This window comes from Gemmatimonadaceae bacterium (assembly GCA_019637355.1).
In the GTDB taxonomy this organism is placed as follows: Bacteria; Gemmatimonadota; Gemmatimonadetes; order Gemmatimonadales; family Gemmatimonadaceae; genus Pseudogemmatithrix.
The window spans coordinates 1,930,869-1,949,064 of record JAHBVT010000001.1 but is presented as its reverse complement, the minus strand read 5'-3'; the positions used below and the strand labels follow the sequence as shown (position 1 = coordinate 1,949,064).

General features: G+C 70.1%; 15 protein-coding genes. 2 read left to right on the top strand and 13 right to left on the bottom strand.

Annotation, left to right across the window (positions count from 1 at the left end; genetic code table 11):
* Positions 1–122: 122 nt before the first annotated feature.
* Genes KF689_08975 through bshB1 form a run of 3 tightly spaced genes read right to left on the bottom strand, consistent with a single transcriptional unit; the run spans position 123 to position 2,252 of the window.
* Complete coding sequence (locus KF689_08975) at positions 123–782, bottom strand: cyclase family protein (protein MBX3133500.1); 660 nt, start codon at positions 780–782, stop codon at positions 123–125.
* A 7-nt stretch (positions 783–789) separates the two neighbouring features.
* Positions 790–1,536, bottom strand: coding sequence for a hypothetical protein (locus KF689_08970; GenBank protein ID MBX3133499.1), 747 nt, complete (start codon positions 1,534–1,536; stop codon positions 790–792).
* The gene (bshB1, locus tag KF689_08965; protein ID MBX3133498.1) at positions 1,533–2,252 is read right to left on the bottom strand and encodes a bacillithiol biosynthesis deacetylase BshB1; all 720 of its coding nucleotides are present in this window, start codon (positions 2,250–2,252) and stop codon (positions 1,533–1,535) included. Before bshB1 ends, KF689_08970 begins: the two co-directional genes overlap by 4 nt.
* Before the next feature lie 65 nt (positions 2,253–2,317).
* On the opposite strand from bshB1, the gene KF689_08960 reads away from it, so the two are divergent.
* Positions 2,318–2,914 (top strand): GNAT family N-acetyltransferase, encoded by a 597-nt coding sequence (locus KF689_08960; GenBank protein MBX3133497.1) that lies wholly within the window; start codon positions 2,318–2,320, stop codon positions 2,912–2,914.
* Positions 2,915–2,961: 47 nt separating this feature from the next.
* Here the strand turns inward: KF689_08960 and KF689_08955 are convergent, their stop codons facing one another.
* Complete coding sequence (locus tag KF689_08955) at positions 2,962–3,357, bottom strand: hypothetical protein (protein ID MBX3133496.1); 396 nt, start codon at positions 3,355–3,357, stop codon at positions 2,962–2,964.
* Between the two features lie 118 nt (positions 3,358–3,475).
* Between KF689_08955 and KF689_08950 the strand changes: the two genes are divergently transcribed.
* Positions 3,476–5,134, top strand: a complete 1,659-nt coding sequence (locus KF689_08950) for a M20/M25/M40 family metallo-hydrolase (protein MBX3133495.1) — start codon at positions 3,476–3,478, stop codon at positions 5,132–5,134.
* Between the two features lie 81 nt (positions 5,135–5,215).
* Here KF689_08950 and KF689_08945 read toward each other — a convergent pair whose 3' ends face one another.
* The 9 genes from KF689_08945 to KF689_08905 all read right to left on the bottom strand — a co-directional run bounded on the left by KF689_08945 (position 5,216) and on the right by KF689_08905 (position 18,188).
* On the bottom strand, positions 5,216–6,601 hold the full coding sequence (locus tag KF689_08945; GenBank protein MBX3133494.1) for a DEAD/DEAH box helicase: 1,386 nt from the start codon (positions 6,599–6,601) through the stop codon (positions 5,216–5,218).
* 105 nt (positions 6,602–6,706) lie between these two features.
* Positions 6,707–7,966, bottom strand: a complete 1,260-nt coding sequence (locus tag KF689_08940; GenBank protein ID MBX3133493.1) for an ABC transporter permease — start codon at positions 7,964–7,966, stop codon at positions 6,707–6,709.
* Entirely contained in the window at positions 7,963–9,204 is a 1,242-nt protein-coding gene (locus KF689_08935) for an ABC transporter permease (protein MBX3133492.1), read from the bottom strand. Before KF689_08935 ends, KF689_08940 begins: the two co-directional genes overlap by 4 nt.
* A gap of 9 nt (positions 9,205–9,213) precedes the next feature.
* A complete protein-coding gene (locus KF689_08930) occupies positions 9,214–11,970 on the bottom strand; it encodes a response regulator (GenBank protein MBX3133491.1) in 2,757 nt (918 codons plus the stop codon).
* On the bottom strand, positions 11,967–13,094 hold the full coding sequence (locus tag KF689_08925) for an ABC transporter substrate-binding protein (protein MBX3133490.1): 1,128 nt from the start codon (positions 13,092–13,094) through the stop codon (positions 11,967–11,969). Before KF689_08925 ends, KF689_08930 begins: the two co-directional genes overlap by 4 nt.
* 84 nt (positions 13,095–13,178) lie before the next feature.
* Positions 13,179–14,441 (bottom strand): ABC transporter permease, encoded by a 1,263-nt coding sequence (locus KF689_08920; protein MBX3133489.1) that lies wholly within the window; start codon positions 14,439–14,441, stop codon positions 13,179–13,181.
* Positions 14,442–14,444: 3 nt separating this feature from the next.
* On the bottom strand, positions 14,445–15,683 hold the full coding sequence (locus KF689_08915; protein MBX3133488.1) for an ABC transporter permease: 1,239 nt from the start codon (positions 15,681–15,683) through the stop codon (positions 14,445–14,447).
* 3 nt (positions 15,684–15,686) lie between these two features.
* The gene (locus KF689_08910) at positions 15,687–16,940 is read right to left on the bottom strand and encodes an ABC transporter permease (protein ID MBX3133487.1); all 1,254 of its coding nucleotides are present in this window, start codon (positions 16,938–16,940) and stop codon (positions 15,687–15,689) included.
* Positions 16,941–16,943: 3 nt separating this feature from the next.
* Positions 16,944–18,188 carry an ABC transporter permease gene (locus tag KF689_08905; protein ID MBX3133486.1) on the bottom strand — a complete coding sequence of 415 codons (1,245 nt, stop codon included), beginning with the start codon at positions 18,186–18,188 and terminating at the stop codon, positions 16,944–16,946.
* Between the last annotated feature and the right edge of the window lie 8 nt (positions 18,189–18,196).

The following is an 18,196-nucleotide window of genomic DNA, read 5'->3' as shown; positions in this document are numbered from 1 at the left end:
GGTCGGGGTTCGGAGCCAGCAGCAGGCGCAGTGGGCGCCATCCCCTAGCTTACGCGGGATGCCCGAGGACCGCTGTCGGACGCCGCGCCGCGAGGCGTTTCGCGGATCCGCGAGGAATCGCGCTACCGCAGCGCGCGCAGGAACGCCCGCACCGGCGCCGCGTCGCAGCCGCCGACCTTGAGCGGAGGCGCGAGCAGTTGGTAGGCCCCCGCGTGCACGCCGCGGAGGTCGAGGTTCTCGAGCACGTAGCATCGTGCTCCGAACAGCGCGTGGTGAATCTCCAACGCCTTGCTCTCCCGCGCATCGACGCTGGGCGCATCCACGCCGAGCAGGATGAGACCGTCCTGCACCAGCGCCCGTGCGGTGTCGGACGCCAGCACCGGCCACTCCACCGGGAAGGACCCGTCAGCCGTGGACTGCCCGGTGCGCAGCAAGAGGCGCCGCGTGCCCGGCCGCCAGCCGCCGGCCTTCAATTGCGCCAGCGTGATGTCGCCGCGCAGGTCGCGGACATCGGCCACGCCGCAGGGCCCGATGAACGGCTCCAGCGGCAGGCGGTCCGCGCCGTCGCCATCACGCATCACGTGGAGCGGCGCGTCGGCGTGCGTCCCCACGTGCGGGCTGGTCTCCCACTTCGAGACGTTCACGCTGGCACCATCGGCCATCGCCCAGGCCCAGCCACAGGAGAAAGGCGTGTCGCCGGGCCAGGGCGGGGTGGCCGCGTCGAACGCGATGGAGATGTCGCGCAGTGCGCGCGCGTCCAGTGGACCGCTCGGCTCGGTCACGCGCCGATCAGCCGGGGCGCCCGTAGAGCCGCGCGCGCAGCGCCCAAAGCTCCGGGAAGAAGCGCTGGCCCACCGTCTTCATCAGGTACTTGGAGCCGAGCGTGCCGCCTGTGCCGCCGGTGTCCGGGCCGATGATGCGCTCCACCATCTGCACGTGAAGGAAGCGCCAGCGCCCGAAGCCCTGCTCGTACGCGAGGAACGACTCCGCGAGCATATGCAGCATCGCGTGCCTGGGCTCGGCGTACACCTGGTCCAGCGTGACGCCTTCGTGCGCGAGCAGCTTGAGGTAGAGGTCCTGCAGCGTCGGGCGGTCGAGCGCACGCTGCACCACCGCCGGGATCTCACCGTGCTCCTTGAGGGCGGCCATGAAGTGGGCTTCGCGCAGGCCGCTCGTGGCCTCGATGGCGCGGAACTGCGCACTCTGCGAGCCGCTGGAACTGCCGAGGTAGCCGCGGAACTGCGCAAAGCGCTGCGGCGGCAGCGTGTCGAGGGCGCTGAGCTCGTGCGAGACCAGCTCGACGAGCGTGTTGATGCGCTGCATCGACGTCAGCGACCCCGCCACGTCGAAGGCCTCCAGCCGCGCGATGAGCTGGTCGAACTCGTGCAGGATGACCTTGAACCACAGCTCGCTGGCCTGGTGCACGACGATGAAGATCAGTTCGTCCGGATGCTCGGGCTGGCTCTGCGGACGCTGCAGCTTCAGCAGCGAGTCCAGCTCGAGATAGGTCGGGTAGGAGATCTCGGACTTGCTCAAAACGTGGATACCTCGAGCGCGAGGAGGTCGTCCGCGCGGGTGGTTTCGTAGGTGAAGAACGGTTCGCCGTACTGCGTGCGGATCAGCGAGCCGTAATGTGCGGCTTGGTGCCGGACCATATCGTACAGCGGCTCGCCGTTCGGATACACCTCGCCCGCCCAGGTGGCGCCGTCAAACTGCGAGGCGTAGCACTTGATGGCCTCGAGCTTGGTATCGAACTCCTTGCTGATGTCCACGACGAACGTCGGCTTCACGTGGTCCTCGCGGTAGGCGATCGCGTGGAGGACCTTCCTGGGGCGATGCGGCGGCGAGGCGTCGAGCTTGGTCAGGCCGGCCAGGAAGCAAGCGTCGCGGATGAGCTGGGAGGCGACGCGGTGGTCCGGGTGCCGACCGCGCGGGGCGGGGGCGATGACCACCTGCGGGCGCAGCTCGCGAATCCGGCGGGCCAGCGCCAGGCGCGTCTCGGGTGTGTTGGTGATCCCGGCATCGGGGAGCCCGAGGTTCTCGCGCAGGGCCACGCCGAGCACGTCAGCGGCGGCGGCGGCTTCCTTGCCCCGCAGCTCGGCCGAGCCCCTGGTCCCCATCTCGCCTGCCGTGAGGTCGATGATGCCGGTGCGATGGCCGCGCCACGCGTGCTTCACGAGCACGCCGCCGCAGGTGAGTTCGACGTCATCGCGGTGCGCGGCGATGGCCAGGATGTCCACGGGGGCGCTCATCGCTCCTAATCTGGGCCCTCTGGGGCGTGTCGGGTAGCGGCGACGGCCTGCGTATACCATATAGAATGCGCGCCGAAGCCCATCACCCCGTGTCCGCAATGCAGCCCCTGCCTGCCGTACCGACCATCGAGACCGCGCGTCTTGTCCTGCGGCCCTTCCGCGATGACGACGCCCCGGCCCTCGTGCGCGAGCTGGGCGTGAAAGCCGTCGCCGACGGCACGCTGCGCGTACCGCATCCGTATCCACCGGAACGCGCCGCCGAGTTCCTCGCGATGCTGCCCGAACGGCACGCCGCCGGCAAGGCGATGCACTGGGCCGTCACGGAGCGGCACGGCGGCCGGCTGGTCGGGGGCGCCGGCCTTACGATCACCGCGGCCCACCGCCGCGCCGAGCTCGGCTACTGGATCGCGCAGGACCGCTGGGGGAACGGCCTCGCGACCGAGGCCGCGCGCGCATTCGTCTCGTACGCCTTCGACACGCTGGGCCTCTACCGCGTGGATGCGCACCACTACGTGGAAAATCCCTCCTCCGGCGCCGTGATGCGCAAGCTGGGAATGCAGTACGAGGGACGCGTGCGCGCGATGGTCTGGCGCGACGGCGTCCCCCGTGACCTCGACCTCTACGCAATCCTGGCGAGCGACCCGCGCCCGCTCGGGGCGTAGGCTGGCGCGCCGTCCGGCGCTACGCCTCCGGCGCTACGCCTCCGGCGCTACGCCTCCGGCGGTCGCCCAGCGCCCTGCATCGCCGGCATACTCGCCACGTTCTGGTCGAAGGTGGCCTGCTGCGCCGGCGTCAGCACGCCGCGCACGGCCGCCATCATCGCCTGCCGCTGCTCCTGCATCTTGGTCCGCGTCTCCGGGTCGCGCATCCCGCCGCCTTGCATCAGCTCCTGCTGGCGGGCGCGGCTCGCCGTCTGGATCGAGTCGACCTTGGCCTGCTGCTCGGCCGTCAGCGTGATGCCACGGAACAGCATCTCGTTCTGGCGCGCCTGCATCGCTGCCGGGTCGCCACCCATTCCGCGGCCGCCAGGCGGACCCTGCTGCGCGCCGAGGGGTGCCACTACCAGCAATGCTGCCAAGCCGAGTCCTGCGCGCAACGCCCGCATCGTGCCTCCGAGGGTGATTGGGGCGCCCACGCGCCCGCCGTGGGATAAACGTCCGGCAGGCGCTCCGCGTTAGCTTAAGGAAGTCGTGCGGTCCCATCCGACCCCCACCGGAGACCTGATGTCCGCAGTCCGAATTGCCGCGCGCCCTGCGCTCGCGGCGTTGCTGGCCTTGCCTGTGGCCCTCGGGGCCCAGCAACCCCTGCCGATGACGCTGGCCCCCCGTCCGACCTCGGCGCCGATCAGCGCGGCTGACCTGATGACGCGACTCTACCGCGTCGCCGACGACTCGATGGGCGGTCGCCCCACCGGCTCCGAAGGCCACCTCAAGGTCACGCAGTACATCGCCGACGAGATGCGTCGGCTCGGCCTCCAGCCGGCCGGCGAGAACGGCGGCTACTTCCAAGACCTGCCGATGACGAGCCGTGGCTTTGCCGCCGGCTCCCGCGTGCTAGTCGGCGCCCGCAGCTTCACGCTCGGCACCGACTTCGCGCCGATGGTGGCGCGCGGCGGCCAGCCCCGCCTGACCGAGGCGGCCACGGTGGTCGTCGGCGGCGTCCACGGCGACTCCAGCACCTGGATCAGCGCGGATGAAGCGCGAGGCAACATCGTGGTGTTGCGGCCGAATCCGAATCTGCTGCAGCTGGACCAGCGCTTCCTGGCCGTGGGGCCCGGCGCGCGCTTCGCCGGCGCGGCCGCGGTCGTGGTGCCGGCCTGGGAGCAGCTCGCGGCACCGGCACGGGCGCAGCTCAGCCAACCTTCGCTCGTGATGGGTCGTGAACTCAGCGGTCCGGAGCTCCCGCCGACCTTGATCGCCTCGCAGGAGATGGTCGACGCGCTCATCGCCGGAGCAGGGCGTCGCGCCGGCCTCGCGCTGCGCTATGACGTCACGCAGGCGGCAGCGCGCAACGTCGTCGCGGTGCTGCCGGGGAGCGATGCCACGCTGCGCGGGCAGTACGTGGCGCTGGGTTCGCACACCGACCACGATCCGCTGGTCTCTCGCGGCGTGGACCACGATTCGCTGCGCGCGTTCAACTTCGCCCGCGAGCGGGTGGCCCGCGCCACCGGCGCGCGGCGCCCCTCACCGCAGCAGCTCGCCCAGGTGCGCGTGAACGTCGACTCGCTGCGCGCCCTGCGCCCGGCGCGCTCGGATTCCATCAAGAACGGTGCCGACGACGACGGTTCGGGCACGGTGGTGATGCTCGAACTCGCCGAAGCCCTGGCGGCGATGCCGGTGAAGCCGAAGCGCTCGATCCTCTTCGTCTGGCACGCCGCCGAGGAAATTGGCCTGCGCGGCGCGGATCACTACACCGCAAACCCGACGGTGCCGCTGGATTCCATCGTCGCGCAGCTGAATATGGATATGGTCGGCCGCGGCGGCGCCGACGACATCGCCGGCGGTGGCCCCGACTACATCCAGCTCGTCGGCTCGCGCCGTCTCTCGCGAGAGCTCGGCGATCTCGTCGAAGCCGTCAACGCGCGGCAGCCGCAGCCGTTCACGTTCGACTACAGCTTCGACGCCGACGGCCACCCCGAGCGCATCTACTGCCGCTCCGACCACGCGATGTACGCGCGCTACGGCGTGCCGGTGACGTTCTTCCACACCGGCCTGCACCCCGACTACCACCAAGTCACGGACGAGCCGCAGTACATCGATTATCCGAAGATGGCGCGCATCGCGATGCTGGTGCACGACGTGACGCTGGAGCTGGCCAACCGCGCGCAGCGCCCACGCTTGGATGGACCCAAGCCGGATCCGCGGGCGGCGTGTAGGCAATAGAGACGGAAGACGGAAGACTTAAGACGGAAGGGGCGCGAGTCGAATAGACTCGCGCCCCTTTCCTCTTCCCCCGCGGAGCCGCTAGTCGCGGTACGGGTTCCCGCCGGACGACCCGCCACCGGGCCCGCGCCCAGAGCCACCGCGGCCTGAGCCTCCCCGACGTCGCCGCCGCTTGGGTGCTGCGCCACTTCCGTCATCCGTCTTCCGTCCTGTAGCCCCGACCGCCTTTCGCTCCAACTTGGCCTTCGCCCGTTCCCGCTCTTCCTTCTTGCGCGCCCGGATCGCCGCGATGCGCTCGGCGAGCGGCACCTCGAAGCGCTCCACCGGCACGTGGTTGTAGTCAAAGCCCTCGAGCGTGCGCCGCGCCAGCTTTTTGTGGATGGCCTTCTCGATCTGCCGCAGGTCGGCTTCTTCCTCCGGTGAGACCAGGGTGAAGGCCTCGCCCGTCGCTTCGGCGCGCGCGGTGCGGCCCACGCGGTGGATGTAGTCCTCCGGCACGTGCGGCACGTCGAAGTTCACCACGTGCTCCAGCGCCTCGACGTCGATGCCGCGGGCGACGATGTCTGTCGCCACGAGCACGCGGATCTTGCCGTCCTTGAAGTGGGCCAGGGCCTCGGTGCGCTGTGCCTGCGAGCGGTTGCCGTGGATGCGGGCGTTGGGCACGCCGGCCTTCGTGAGGATCTCGGCGAGCCGGTTGGAGCGATGCTTGGTGCGCGTGAAGCAGATCACGTTGCCGATGACGTTGGCTCGCAGCAACGCGAGGAACAGGTCCGGCTTGAGCGCCTCCTTCACCGGCCACACCGCCTGCTCGATCTTCGCCGCCGGCTTGGCCACGCGCTCCACGTTGAGGCGCGCCGGATCCTGCAGCATCTGCTTGGAGAGCTCGACGATCGGCGCCGGCAGCGTGGCGCTGAAGAACAGCGTCTGCCGCTTGGTCGGGATCTGCCGCAGCACCTGCTTGATGGCCGGCAGGAAGCCCATATCGAGCATCCGGTCGGCTTCGTCGAGCACGAGCACCTCGAGCGTCGAGAAATCGACGTACTTGCCGGGCTGTCCGAGATGGTCGAGCAGGCGTCCCGGCGTGGCGATGATGACGTCCACCTTCTGCCGGAAGGCCGTCTCCTGAGGGCCCATCCCGACGCCCCCGAACACAGGCGCGGCGCGCAGGGAGGTGAACTTGGCGAGGTCCACGAGGTCGGCGTGCACCTGCGCCGCCAGCTCGCGTGTCGGTGTCAGCACCAGCGCGCGCGTGGCGCGCGTGGGGTTGGCTAGCAGACGGTGCAGCAACGGCAGCAGGAAGCCCCCCGTCTTGCCGGAGCCCGTCTGGGCGCAGGCGAGCACGTCACGCCCGTCGCGGGCGGGAGGGATGGCGTCGATTTGGATGGGGGTCGGCTTGGTCCAGCCGAGGTCGGCGGCGGCGCGGAGGAGCGGGTCGGCGAGGCCGAGCGTAGCGAATGAAGACAAAATGGCGGAAAGCGGAAGACTGAAGGAGCGCGGTGTTCGCGCTCGGCTGCGCGCCGCAGTCCGCGGCGCTGCTGAAAGCTATCGGGTTGCCGCCCGTTCTGCCTGCCGCTACTCGTAGCGCAGCGCTTCGATTGGATCGAGACGTGCCGCCCGCCGCGCCGGCAGGACGCCGAACACCACGCCAATCCCCACCGAGACCACGACGGCCACGAGCGTGTAGGCCAAGGGCGGTGACGCCTCGATGCCCAGTAGTCGCGTCACCAGTTGGCCCGTGCCGAGTCCCACCGCAATGCCGACCGCGCCCCCGATGCCTGTGAGCGTGGCGGCTTCGATCAAGAACTGCACCGCGATGTCGCCGCGGGTCGCGCCCAGCGCCTTCCGGATGCCGATCTCTCGCGTCCGGTCGGTGACCGAGACCATCATAATGGCCATCACGCCGATGCCGCCCACCAGCAGGGCCACCGACGCTAGCACCAGCATCACCACGAAGAACACGCCCGTCAGCTGGTTGAACACATCGAGGATCTGGTCCTGCGTGACGAGATCGAAGCTGTTGCGCTGCGCCGGCCGCAGGCGCCGGTGCTCGCGTAGCGCGATCGTCACCGCCTCCTGCGCCGCCTCCACGCTGACGCCGCTGCGCGGCCGCACTGGGATCCAGAGCGCATTCGTCCGGTCGATCTCGAACTGCACGTCCAGGAGGCGGAATGGGATGATCGCACCCGTCTCGGAACCCTGCGGCGCGAAGATATTCTCCGGCGGCTGGTACAGCCCGATCACCTCCATCGGTCGGCTCCCGACGCGGACCGTCTTGCCGAGCGGGTTGGCGCGGCCGAAGAGCTGCCGCGCCTTCGCCTCGTCGAGGACGACCACCGCCGCGCCGCCCAGGATCTCGTTGCGTGTGAACCAGCGTCCGGCGCTGAGCTCACCGCCCTGCACCAACGGGTAGCCGGCATCCGCGCCGAAGATGGCCGTCGGTTGCGTGCGCTCGCCGCCGACGGAGAGCCGTTGCACCGTCTGCCCCCAGATCGACGCGTACGCTACCTCAGGCAACCGCGCGATCAGCTCGGCCTCGTCGATGGTCAGGTCCGGCCGGATGCGCACATACGCCGGCGGGTTCTGCGGATTGATCGGCGTGCTGGAGTAGACCTTGAGCACATAGAAGGTCGTCGGGCCGGCAATCTCCACCGTGCGGATGATCTGCGCGCGCAGGCCTTCCACCAGCGAGGCCATCGTCATCACGGTCGCCACGCCGATGACCACTCCGAGAATCGTCAACGCACTGCGCAGCTTGGCCACGCGTAGCGTCTCCATCGCAATGGCGAGATTCTCCTTGTACTGCTCGAGGTACCGCAGGAGGCGCCGCATCATTCCGCCCGCATCGCCGTCACCGGATCCAGTCGCGCCGCGCGCCGCGCCGGGTACACGCCGAAGACCACGCCGATGCCCGCCCCGAGCCCGAGCGCCACCGCCACCGACCACCAGGTGATGCGCGCCGGCAGCGGCGACACCACCGAGATCAGGAACGCGAAGGCCCAGCCCGCCAGCACGCCGATCACGCCGCCCAACGCCGAGAGCATTACCGTCTCCACCAAGAACTGCCGCTCGATGTCCCGCGCGCGCGCGCCGACGGCCTTGCGGATGCCGATCTCGCGCGTCCGCTCGTTCACCGCCATCAGCATAATGTTCATGATCACGATGCCGCCGACGACGATGCCGATGGCGACCACCGCCGGGATCACCGCGAACAGGATCTGCGTCAGGCTCTTCCAGAAGGCCACCAAGGCCTCGGAGGTCTCGATCGAGAAGTCGTTCTCCTGGCCCGGGCGCAGGCCGTGCGCCACGCGCATCGCCTCTTCGGCGCGCGCCATCATCCCGTCCACGTCCGACGTGTCCGACGCCTTCACCGAGATCGTCGTCGTCAGCCGCCGCCCGAAGCGCATCTCGAAGCGCGAAATCGGGATCAGCACGTAGGCGTCGAAGGACTGGCCGAGCACGCGGCCCTTGGGCTCGTTGACGCCCACCACGACGAAGCGCTCGCCGGCGAGGCGCACTTCCTGGCCGATCGGGTCCACCGTCTCGAAGAGCTTCTCCGCGAGCTCGGTGCCGAGCACCACCGAGTTCATCCGCTGCGACACGTCCACCGGCGAGATCGGGCGACCGGCGCGGACCCGATAGTCCTGCACGACTTGGAACTCGGGCGTGATGCCGAAGATCAGGATGCCGCCCACCGAACGGCCGCGCCAGAAGACCTCGGTGATCGGCGTCGGCCAGCCCGATTGCCGTGACACGGCGATCGCCTCCGGCAGCGCCGCGCGCACGGCCTCGGCGTCCTCGGGAGAGATCACCGGGCGCCGGCGGATGCGCGCCATCAACTCGTCGTCGATCAGTCCCACCTGGATCGGCGTGCGGCGTACCTGAAACGCGTTCGTCCCGACCATCGCGTCGGCGATGTTTTCCTTCACGTACGCGTTCATTCCCTGGATGATCGCCACCACCGCAATCAGGAACGCGACGGAGACGATGATCCCGAGCAGCGTGAAGAAGGTCCGCAGGGGATTCCCGCGAATCTGCGCGACGGCGATGCCGACGACGTCCGAAGGGCGCACGCCCGAAATCTAGTGGGGTGTCGCGCGTGCGGATTCGGTGTCGCCACGCAGCAGCTCCTGCACCCGCCGCAGCAGTTCCTGCGTGTTGAAGGGCTTGGCGAGGAAGGCGGCATCCCCGAACTCGCCGTCCTCGATCGGCGCCGTGGCCGCGTAGCCCGACATAAACAGGATCCGGACGTCCGGCCGGATGGCCCGCAGGCCGCGCGCCAGCTCCACGCCGCCGAGGCGGGGCATCACCACGTCCGTGACGAGCAGCTCGATCGGACCCGGCTCGCGCGACGCGACGCCGAGGGCCTCGTCGCCATCGGCGGCGGTCAGCACGCGGAACCCGCGAGCGGCCAGCATCCGCGAGACCAGCGCACGGATGGCGGGTTCGTCCTCCGCCACCAGCACGGTCACGCCGCGCGTCTCGGCCGTCGTCGCCGACCCGGGCCGCGGCGAGTCCCGCTCCGGGGTGCTGGGCAGCAGGATGCGGAAGGTCGTGCCCGCTCCGGGCGTGCTCGTGGCGGAGATCACGCCCCCCGCGTTGCGGACGATGCCGTAGCACACCGCGAGGCCGAGGCCGGTGCCCGCGCCGACCCCCTTGGTGGTGAAGAACGGCTCGAACACCCGCTCCAGGGTGGCCTGGTCCATCCCGACCCCCGTGTCGCGCACCACGAGCTCCACGTGCTCCCCGGCCTGCAGTCCCGGGAACTGCACCAGCTCGGCCTCGCTGAGCGTGCGACGGCGGGCCTCGATGTCGATCGCGCCGCCGGCCGGCGTCGCGTCGCGCGCATTCACGACCAGGTTGACGAGGATCTGCTCCAGCTGCCCGGATCCCAGCCGCACGCTGCCGACGGGCGGTTCCAGTGCGAGGCGCAACGCGCGCTCGGGCCCGACGAGACGCCGGAGCATCGCTTCGGCGTCACTGACGCGTGATTCCACCCGCACGGCGCGCGTTTCTACCACCTGCTGCCGCGCGAAGGTCAGCAGCTGGCGCGTGAGATCGGCGGCGCGCAGGGCCGCGTGTTCCGCCTCCCCCAGCGCGACGTCGAGCTCGGAGCCCCGCTCCAGCCCGGCGCGGCTGGCCTCGAGGTTCCCGAGAATCGCCGTCAGCAGGTTGTTGAAGTCGTGCGCCACGCCGCCGGCCAGTTGGCCGATCGAGTCCATCCGGTGCGCACGGGCCAGCGCCTGCTCGAGCGTGCTGCGCGCCGCGGCCTCGAAGGTGCGCACGGCGAGATCCGCCACCGCGCCCACAAAGCTGCGTTCGTCCATCGAGAAGGCGCGGCTATCGCGGCGGACGGCCAGCATCGCCGTCTCGCGGCCGCCGACGCGGATGGCGCAGCGATAGGTCTCCGGTCCGTCGGAGCCAGCGTCGAGCGGCAGGTCGTCGCGGTGCGCGCCGCTGACGGCGTCGAACACGGCGACGGCCTCGGCGCCGCCTCCGCCGACCCGCCACACGCCGCAGCGGTCCGCGTCCAGCGTGTCGCAGACGAAGGCGGTGAGGAGCCGCATCGTCCCGACCACGTCGCCGCGGCCGATTGCCCGCTCGTGCTCGAGCGCGAACTCTCGCAGGCGCGCGTCGAAGTCGCGCATCTGCTCCCGCGCCGCCGCATCCTCGGCGACCAGCACGATCACGCTGGCATCCTCGTCCCGCGAGGCCTGCAGCGCGACCTCGGCGGCGCGCAGACGGCCGTCGGCGCGCGTCAGCCACGTTGTCAGCAGGACGCGCGGGGCCTCCGGGCCCTGCAATTCGGACAGCAGGGCCTCGAGGCGCTCCGGCGAGAGTCCCCCGAGTAGGTCGGACAGGCGCCGCTGTCGCAGCGCGTCGGCACTGCACCCGAAGATCTCAGACGCGCCGCGGTTGGCCAGTACCACCTGCAGGCTCGTCCCGTCGAACACGCAGATCGCGCTGGCGGAGGAGTCGAGGATGCGCCCGAAGCGCTCAGTCAGGTTCTCCCGGCGTCGGGTCTCGTCCGCGGCCCGCTCCCGCAGCACCGCCGTCATCTCGTTGAGGTGCTGGCCGAGCTGGCCCAGCTCGTCGTCGTGCGTCACCCGGACGTCGGCATCGAGGTCGCCCGACGACACACGCTGGACGGCCCGTGCCATCGCCTGCACCGGGAGGTAGACCCGCGTGCGCGCAATCCACACCCCGATCACGAGCAACACCGTGCCCAGCAGCGCGAACGCCAGCGAGAATCGCTCGAGCTCCGTCAGCTCGGCGGCCAGGCCTTCCTGGCGTTCCAGCGTGTGCGCGATGGCCACGCGCTGCGCGCGCGAGAGGAGGCTGCGGGCGGAGTCCGAGAGGATCCCCGACGCCCGGAACGCCACGACGGCCGCCTGCGGCTGGTTCACCGCGATGGCGCGCTCGGCCTCGAGCAGCGTCACCGCAATCGCCGCCTCCGCACCGACTGCGTCGGCGAGCAGCAGGCGCATCTCGAGCGGGACGTCCGCGCGGTCGATGCTGGCCCGCATGGAGGCGCTGCGGTCGAGCAAGGCCAACAGCGAGTCGCGCAGCCGGTCGCGGTCGGGCAGGGGCTCGGCGCCGGGCACGAGCGGCGGCGCCAGGCGCGCGAGCTGCCGCCGCGCCTCGTGCAGCGCAACCAGGCTGGCCGACACCCGGTCGTGATCGTCGAGCAGGTCCCGCGACCGGCCACGCAGGTCCTGGGCCAGCGGCACGATCGTCCGGATGAGCTGCGCCGCGACGATGGTGACGTACACGACTGTGGTCGCCGCGAACAGCGACAGGAGGACGCGGAGCGGCAGCGCCCGCCGCGGCCGGCTCATCGGCCGGCGAGCAGGACGGAGCCGCGGCCGACGATGCGCGTCATCCACAGCGGGCGCCGCGCGTCCGACGCGAAGCTGATCGTGCCACTGTAGCCCTCAAAGGCCGGACGCCGCGTCCCGGTCTCGCGCAGCGCGCGCAGCAGCGCGGGCCGCGAGCGTGCGCCGCCGCGGATGGCTTGCGCGACCAACAGCGCGCCGTCCACGAACACGGCATCGCCGTGGCGCGGTTCGCGGCCGGTCACCCGCCGGTACTCCACCGCGAACTCCCGGGCCCGCGCCGACGGGATCTCCGGATGCCAGAACGCCACGAGGTACATCCCGTCGACGGCCGTGCCGGCGCTGTTGAACAGCGGCGTGTCGAGATACACCCCGTCACCGGCGATCAAGACGATGCCAGGCCAGCGGGCCCGCAGCGCAGTGGCGAGGCATCCGGCCTCGACCGTGCGCATCGCCAGCACCACGGCGTCCGGACGTCCGCGGCGCGCCAGATCGGTGGCGAGTCGCGCATAGTAGGCATCACCATCCCCGCGATCGCCGCAGGCTCGCACCAAGGCGATCGGCGTGCGCACGAGGATCTGCAGCCCGCGGGCGGCCGCGGTCGATGCCGTCCCGGCCGCCAATCCGATGCCATATTCGTCGGGCACGTGAAAGACGGCCAATGACTTCGCGCCCAGAGCCGTGTCGGCGAAGGCCGCGATGAACTCGCCCTGCACCGAATCGTCTGGGGCCAACCGGAGCACGTGGTCGCCCGCGCCGGCGAGCAGTCGACTGGTCCCCGTCGGGACGATCATCGCCACACCGGCTTCGGCGTAGATGGGGGCCACCTGCAGGGCTTCGCGACTGCCACCCGGCCCGATCACGGCCAGCACCTCCGAGTCGGCCGCGATCAGGCTCGCGCGCCGCACCTCGGCCGCCATCGTGGAACTGCCGTACTGCTGCCAACCGCCCCGCGACTCGAACACCAGGCGCAGGGAGTCGCGCGGCCGCACTCCGTCATTGAGCGCGTGCTCCACGAATCGCTCAAGTGGGGAGTCACCCCAGTTGTAGGTGAAGCCGATGGCCGGGCGTGCCACGCCGTCGGAGCAGGCGGCCGCGAGCACTGCGGCAACAGCGACCGCGCACATCGGACGCGCAGGGCATCGTGAGAGAAGGCGCACCCTCGAAGGATGCTACGCCTACGCCGCCACCGCGAGGGGCGGCGGCACGCGCTACTCGTGCCGCAGTGCCTCGACCGGGTCCAGCCGCGACGCCCGCGACGCCGGAAGCATCCCGAACACGATGCCGGTCATCGCGGCGCCGAGCAGCGACGCGACGATGGCGCCGAGGGGGATCGTCGCGGGGATGGTCGAATTGGCGCGGATCACCCAGGCCAGCCCGCCGCCCAGCACGAGGCCGATTGTCGCGCCCAGCGTCGTCAGCGTCGCCGCCTCGACCAGGAACTGCCAGAGGATGATGCCGCGCGTCGCGCCCAGCGCCTTGCGCACGCCGATCTCCCGCGTGCGTTCCGTGACCGAGATCATCATAATGGCCACCACGCCGACGCCACCCACCAGCAGGCCCACGGCCGAGAGCCCGAGGCCGACCATAAAGATCGCACCGAAGAGCTGGTCGAAGGTCTCCATCATCTTGTCCTGTCCGACCAGGTAGAACGTGTTGGGCTGGCTGGGGCGCAGGCCGCGCATCCCGCGTAGCGTCGCCGTCACCGCGTCCATCGCGTCGTCGCGGCTCACCGTGGCCTGCGGCTTCACCATCACCATCATCGAGTTGCGCCAGACGCCGAGGCGGCGGTACGCCGTCATCATCGGGAGGACCATCCGGGGCGTGTCCGGGCCGCGACCGTCCAGCGACTTCAGGAAGCCCGCCTTGGTATGGTAGACGCCGATCACCGTGAAGCGCGTGCCCGACAGGTCGATCTCCTTGCCGATCGGGTCGGAGTCGCCAAAGAGTTCCTCGGCCAGCTTCGCGTTCACCAGCGTCACCAGCGCCGCCGCGTCGTGCTCCGACTCGGTGAACGTCCGGCCGGGCGCGATGTCCGCCTGGTCCGTGCGGATCCATTCCGTGCTCTGCGCGTCGTATCCCACGTTCTTGACGATGCGGTCGCGATACGTCACCGTGCCGCCGCCGAAGAGCCAGGCCATTGCGCTCTCCACCTCCGGCAGTTGCCGCACGGCGCGCCACTCGGCGAGCGACACGCCCGGATTCCGGCGGTCGGGGCAGTCCGTCGTCGGGTTGCAGTTGCTGAAGCCCGGGTTGCGGCGGCGGATCTGGAAGGTGGCCGTGCCGAACTCGTCCATATCAGACTGGAAGGAGTTGCGGATGCCGTGCACCGTCGCGCCCATCGCGACGACGACGAACACGCCGACGGCAACGCCCGAGATGGTCAGCGCGGCACGCACCTTGTTCGCCTTGAGCGACTCGAGGGCCATCAGCACGCCCTCGAAGGTCATCGCCAAACGGTCCCAGAGACGCATCGGCTACTCCTGGCGCAGGGCGGCGATGGGATCCAGCCGCGCCGCGCGGCTGGCGGGATAGATGCCGGCGACGATGCCCACGCCCGCGCCGACCACCAGCGCCATCACCAGCGACCACGGCGCGACCGAGGCGGGCAGGGGCGTGACCGCCGCGATCAGTTGCGCGATGGCGATGCCCATCAGCGCGCCGATGGCGGCGCCGATCACCGACAGCGTCGCCGCCTCGACGAGGAACTGCGAGATGATGTCGCGCCGCCGCGCGCCGAGCGCCTTGCGCACGCCGATCTCGCGCGTGCGTTCGGCCACCGCCACGAGCATAATGTTCATAATCACCATCGCGCCCACGACGAGGCCGATGGCCGGCAGGGCCGTGCCGAACAGGATCAGCTTGCCCTTGAGCGCATCGAAGAACCCGAGCGCCGCGTCGGAGGTCTCGAGCGCGAAGTTATCTCCATCGGCCGGGCCGAGGCGGCGGAAGCCGCGCAGGGCCTCGCGCACCGACTCCATTCCGTCGTCGAGGATCTCGCGGCTGGTCGCCTGCACGGTGATGCGGCCGAGGTCGCCGCGCGGGCGGATGGCCCGCGACAGCGGCGTCGAGAACGGCGCGATCGCCATCCGGTCCATCGAGAAGCCGAACACCGAGCCCTGGGGCTCGATCACGCCGATGACGCGGTAGGTCTGGCCGGCGATCCGCATCTCGCGGTCGATGGGGTCGAGGCCCGGCCAGTAGTACTTGGCCAGCTCGTCCCCGATCACGACCACCTTGGCGCCCGCGGCCACATCCTGCGCGTTGAACGCGCGGCCGCTCGAAATGCCGAACTTCTTGATCTCGAAGTAGCTCTCGTCGGTGGCGATCGCCTGCACGCTCTGCGGCCGCACGCCGGTCACGAAGGCCTGCAGGAAGGTCTCGTTCACGCGCGCGATGCGGAACGACGGACCCAGCGCCTCGGCCACCACGTCCGCCTCGGGCTGGAACACGCGCGGCCGGCGCAGGTAGGCCCGCCACTCGTCGTCCGACTCGTTGGGCGTGAAGTTCGGCCAGCGTCGCACGTCGAAGGTGTTCACGCCGATGATCTTGGCGGCGAAGTCATTCTCGACGTAGTCGCTCATCCCCTCGACGATGCTCACCACCGCAATCAGGAACATCACGCCGATCATCACGCCGATGAGCGTGAAGAAGCTCTTGAGCTTCTGTACGCGGATGGTCTGCAAGGCCAGCCGGACCGCTTCGAAGAAGGGCATTCGCTACTCGTGGCGGAGCGCTTCGACGGGATCCAGCCGCGCGGCGCGGAAGGCCGGCACCATCCCGAACACGATGCCGGTCACGGCGCTCGCGAGCAGGGCGGCGACGGCCGCGCCCGGCGGGATCGCGGCCTCGATGCTCGTGCCGCTGCGGATCAGGAACGACACCGCCCAGCCGCCGGCGAGCCCGATGCCGGCCCCGATGCCCGTGAGCGTGACCGCTTCGATCAGGAACTGCCAGAGGATCGTCAGCCGCGTCGCGCCCAGCGCTTTGCGCACGCCAATCTCACGGGTGCGCTCGGTGACCGAAATCATCATAATCGCCACCACCCCGACGCCGCCGACGATCAGGCCCACCGCCGAGAGCGCGATCATCACGGCGAAGAACGCTGTGGTGATGCGCCCCCAGGTCTCCATCAGCTTGTCCTGGGTGATGATTGAGAAGTTCGACTCCTCGCTGGGGCGCAGGCCCCGTGCGCCACGCAGTGTCGCGGTCACCTGGTCCACGAGGTCATCGCGCGCCACCGCCCCGCGCGGCTTGACCACCAAGCCCATATCCCCGCGCCGCACGTTCAGCGCCCGCTGCAGCGTGGTCACCGGCATCACGCCCTTGGCGCGATCGGCGCCCGTGAGGAAGCTGGCCTTGTCCTTGTAGACGCCGATGACCTGGAACTGGTTGCCGTTCACCGTCATCATCTTGTCCAGCGGATCAGACTCGCCGAAGAGGCGCTCCGCTGCCGTGGTGTTCAGCACGATCACCCGTGCGGCCGAGCGGAACTCCTGCTCGGTGAACACCCGCCCGCCCGGGAGCATCTCCGGCGCACCGAACTGGCTCCAGTTGGCCGTGTACGCCTCGATCTGCGCCGCGGGCAGCAACTGGTCGCGGTACTTGAACGCGCCCGTCCAGTCCATCCGCACGCCGACGGCGGCGGCATCGTCCAGCGCCGCGAGGCGCGCGACCTCGTCCCAGGTGATGGGGGGGTTGCGCAGCCATTTGCAGGTGTCCTCGGTGCCGTCGCAGGCCTCGAAGGAAATCGGATAGCGCGACACGAAGAACGTCGTCGGCCCGGTCGCCTCGAACTCCTTGGTGACGCTCGTGTTGATGCCGTGGATCGCCGCCGAGATCACCACGACCACGAACACGCCCACCGCCACACCCAGAATCGTCAGGAAGGCGCGCACCTTGTTGCCGACGATGCTCTCGACGGCGATGCGCACCCCTTCGGTGAGGTTGTACACCTTCGAGGAGAGGCTCATCCGCTACTCCTGTCGCAGGGCGACAACCGGGTCCAGCCGCGAGGCGCGGCTGGCCGGATACACGCCCGACACGATGCCCACGCCCATCCCGACGCTCACCCCCACGATGATGCTCCAGGGCGCCACGCTGGCCGGCAGCGGCGTCACCGCCGCGATGGCCTGCGCGAAACCGATGCCCATCGCGATGCCCAGCATCGCGCCGACGGTGCTCAGCGTCGCCGACTCCACGAGGAACTGCGCGAGGATGTCGCGCCGCTTGGCGCCCAGCGCCTTGCGGATCCCGATCTCCCGCGTCCGCTCGGCGACGGCCACGAGCATAATGTTCATAATCACGATCGCGCCCACGACCAGTCCGATGGCCGGCAAGGCCACGCCGGCGACGATCAGGTAGCCCTCGATCTTGTTCCAGAACTCCAGCGCCGAGTCGGAGGTCTGCATCGAGAAGTTGTCCTTCTGGCTGGGCCGCAGCTTGCGGGTGGTGCGCATCACGCTGCGCACCCGCTCCTGCGCCTCCATCATCACGGCCTGGTTCTCCGCCTGGATGATGACCGCGTCGATCATCTGCGGGGCGGGGTTGAGCAGCTTGCGGATGGGCGAGCGCCAGGGGGCGATGACGAAGTTGTCGAACGAGATGCCGAAGGCGCTGCCGCGCGACTCGGTGATGCCGATGACCCGGTAGGGCGTGGTGCCGATGCGCACTTCGCGGCCGATGGGGTCCACGCCGGGGAACACACGGTCCACCACGTCCGGCCCGATGATCAGCACGTTCTCGCCGTTGGTCATCTCCTGCGCCGTGAACTCCCGGCCGTCGCGCAGGGCGAGGTTCTTGATCGCGAACCAGTCACCGTCGATGCCGATGGCCTCGGCGGCGCGCGGCCGCGCGTAGCGGCTGACCAGGCGCACGTTGGCATCCGACTCCTGCGCCCAGCGTGTGCCCTCGGGCAGGGCCTCCACCACCGGCAGCAGGTCCGAGATGTAGAGCCGCGGCCGGCGCCGGTATTCATCCCAGGTGGCCGGCGAACTCTCGCCCATATTGATGTTCGGGAAGCGCCGCAGCTCGAAGGAATTGACCGCGATGAGCTTGCCCACGAGGTCGTCCTTCATATAGCGCCCCATTCCCTCGATGATGCTCACCACCGTGATGAGGAACATCACGCCGATGCACACGCCCGCCAGGGTGAAGAAGCTCTTGAGCTTCTGCACCCGGATGGTCGCGAGGGCGAGGCGCACGGCCTCGAGGAGCGGCACGGGGCGAC

What these genes read in the sequence shown, in the direction of transcription:
- bshB1 (MBX3133498.1), bottom strand. Translation starts at nt 2,252, where the DNA reads ATGAGCGCCCCCGTGGACATCCTGGCCATCGCCGCGCACCGCGATGAC.
- KF689_08960 (MBX3133497.1), top strand. Translation starts at nt 2,318, where the DNA reads ATGCGCGCCGAAGCCCATCACCCCGTGTCCGCAATGCAGCCCCTGCCT.
- KF689_08955 (MBX3133496.1), bottom strand. Translation starts at nt 3,357, where the DNA reads ATGCGGGCGTTGCGCGCAGGACTCGGCTTGGCAGCATTGCTGGTAGTG.
- KF689_08950 (MBX3133495.1), top strand. Translation starts at nt 3,476, where the DNA reads ATGTCCGCAGTCCGAATTGCCGCGCGCCCTGCGCTCGCGGCGTTGCTG.
- KF689_08940 (MBX3133493.1), bottom strand. Translation starts at nt 7,966, where the DNA reads ATGATGCGGCGCCTCCTGCGGTACCTCGAGCAGTACAAGGAGAATCTC.
- KF689_08930 (MBX3133491.1), bottom strand. Translation starts at nt 11,970, where the DNA reads ATGAGCCGGCCGCGGCGGGCGCTGCCGCTCCGCGTCCTCCTGTCGCTG.
- KF689_08925 (MBX3133490.1), bottom strand. Translation starts at nt 13,094, where the DNA reads ATGTGCGCGGTCGCTGTTGCCGCAGTGCTCGCGGCCGCCTGCTCCGAC.
- KF689_08920 (MBX3133489.1), bottom strand. Translation starts at nt 14,441, where the DNA reads ATGCGTCTCTGGGACCGTTTGGCGATGACCTTCGAGGGCGTGCTGATG.
- KF689_08915 (MBX3133488.1), bottom strand. Translation starts at nt 15,683, where the DNA reads ATGCCCTTCTTCGAAGCGGTCCGGCTGGCCTTGCAGACCATCCGCGTA.
- KF689_08910 (MBX3133487.1), bottom strand. Translation starts at nt 16,940, where the DNA reads ATGAGCCTCTCCTCGAAGGTGTACAACCTCACCGAAGGGGTGCGCATC.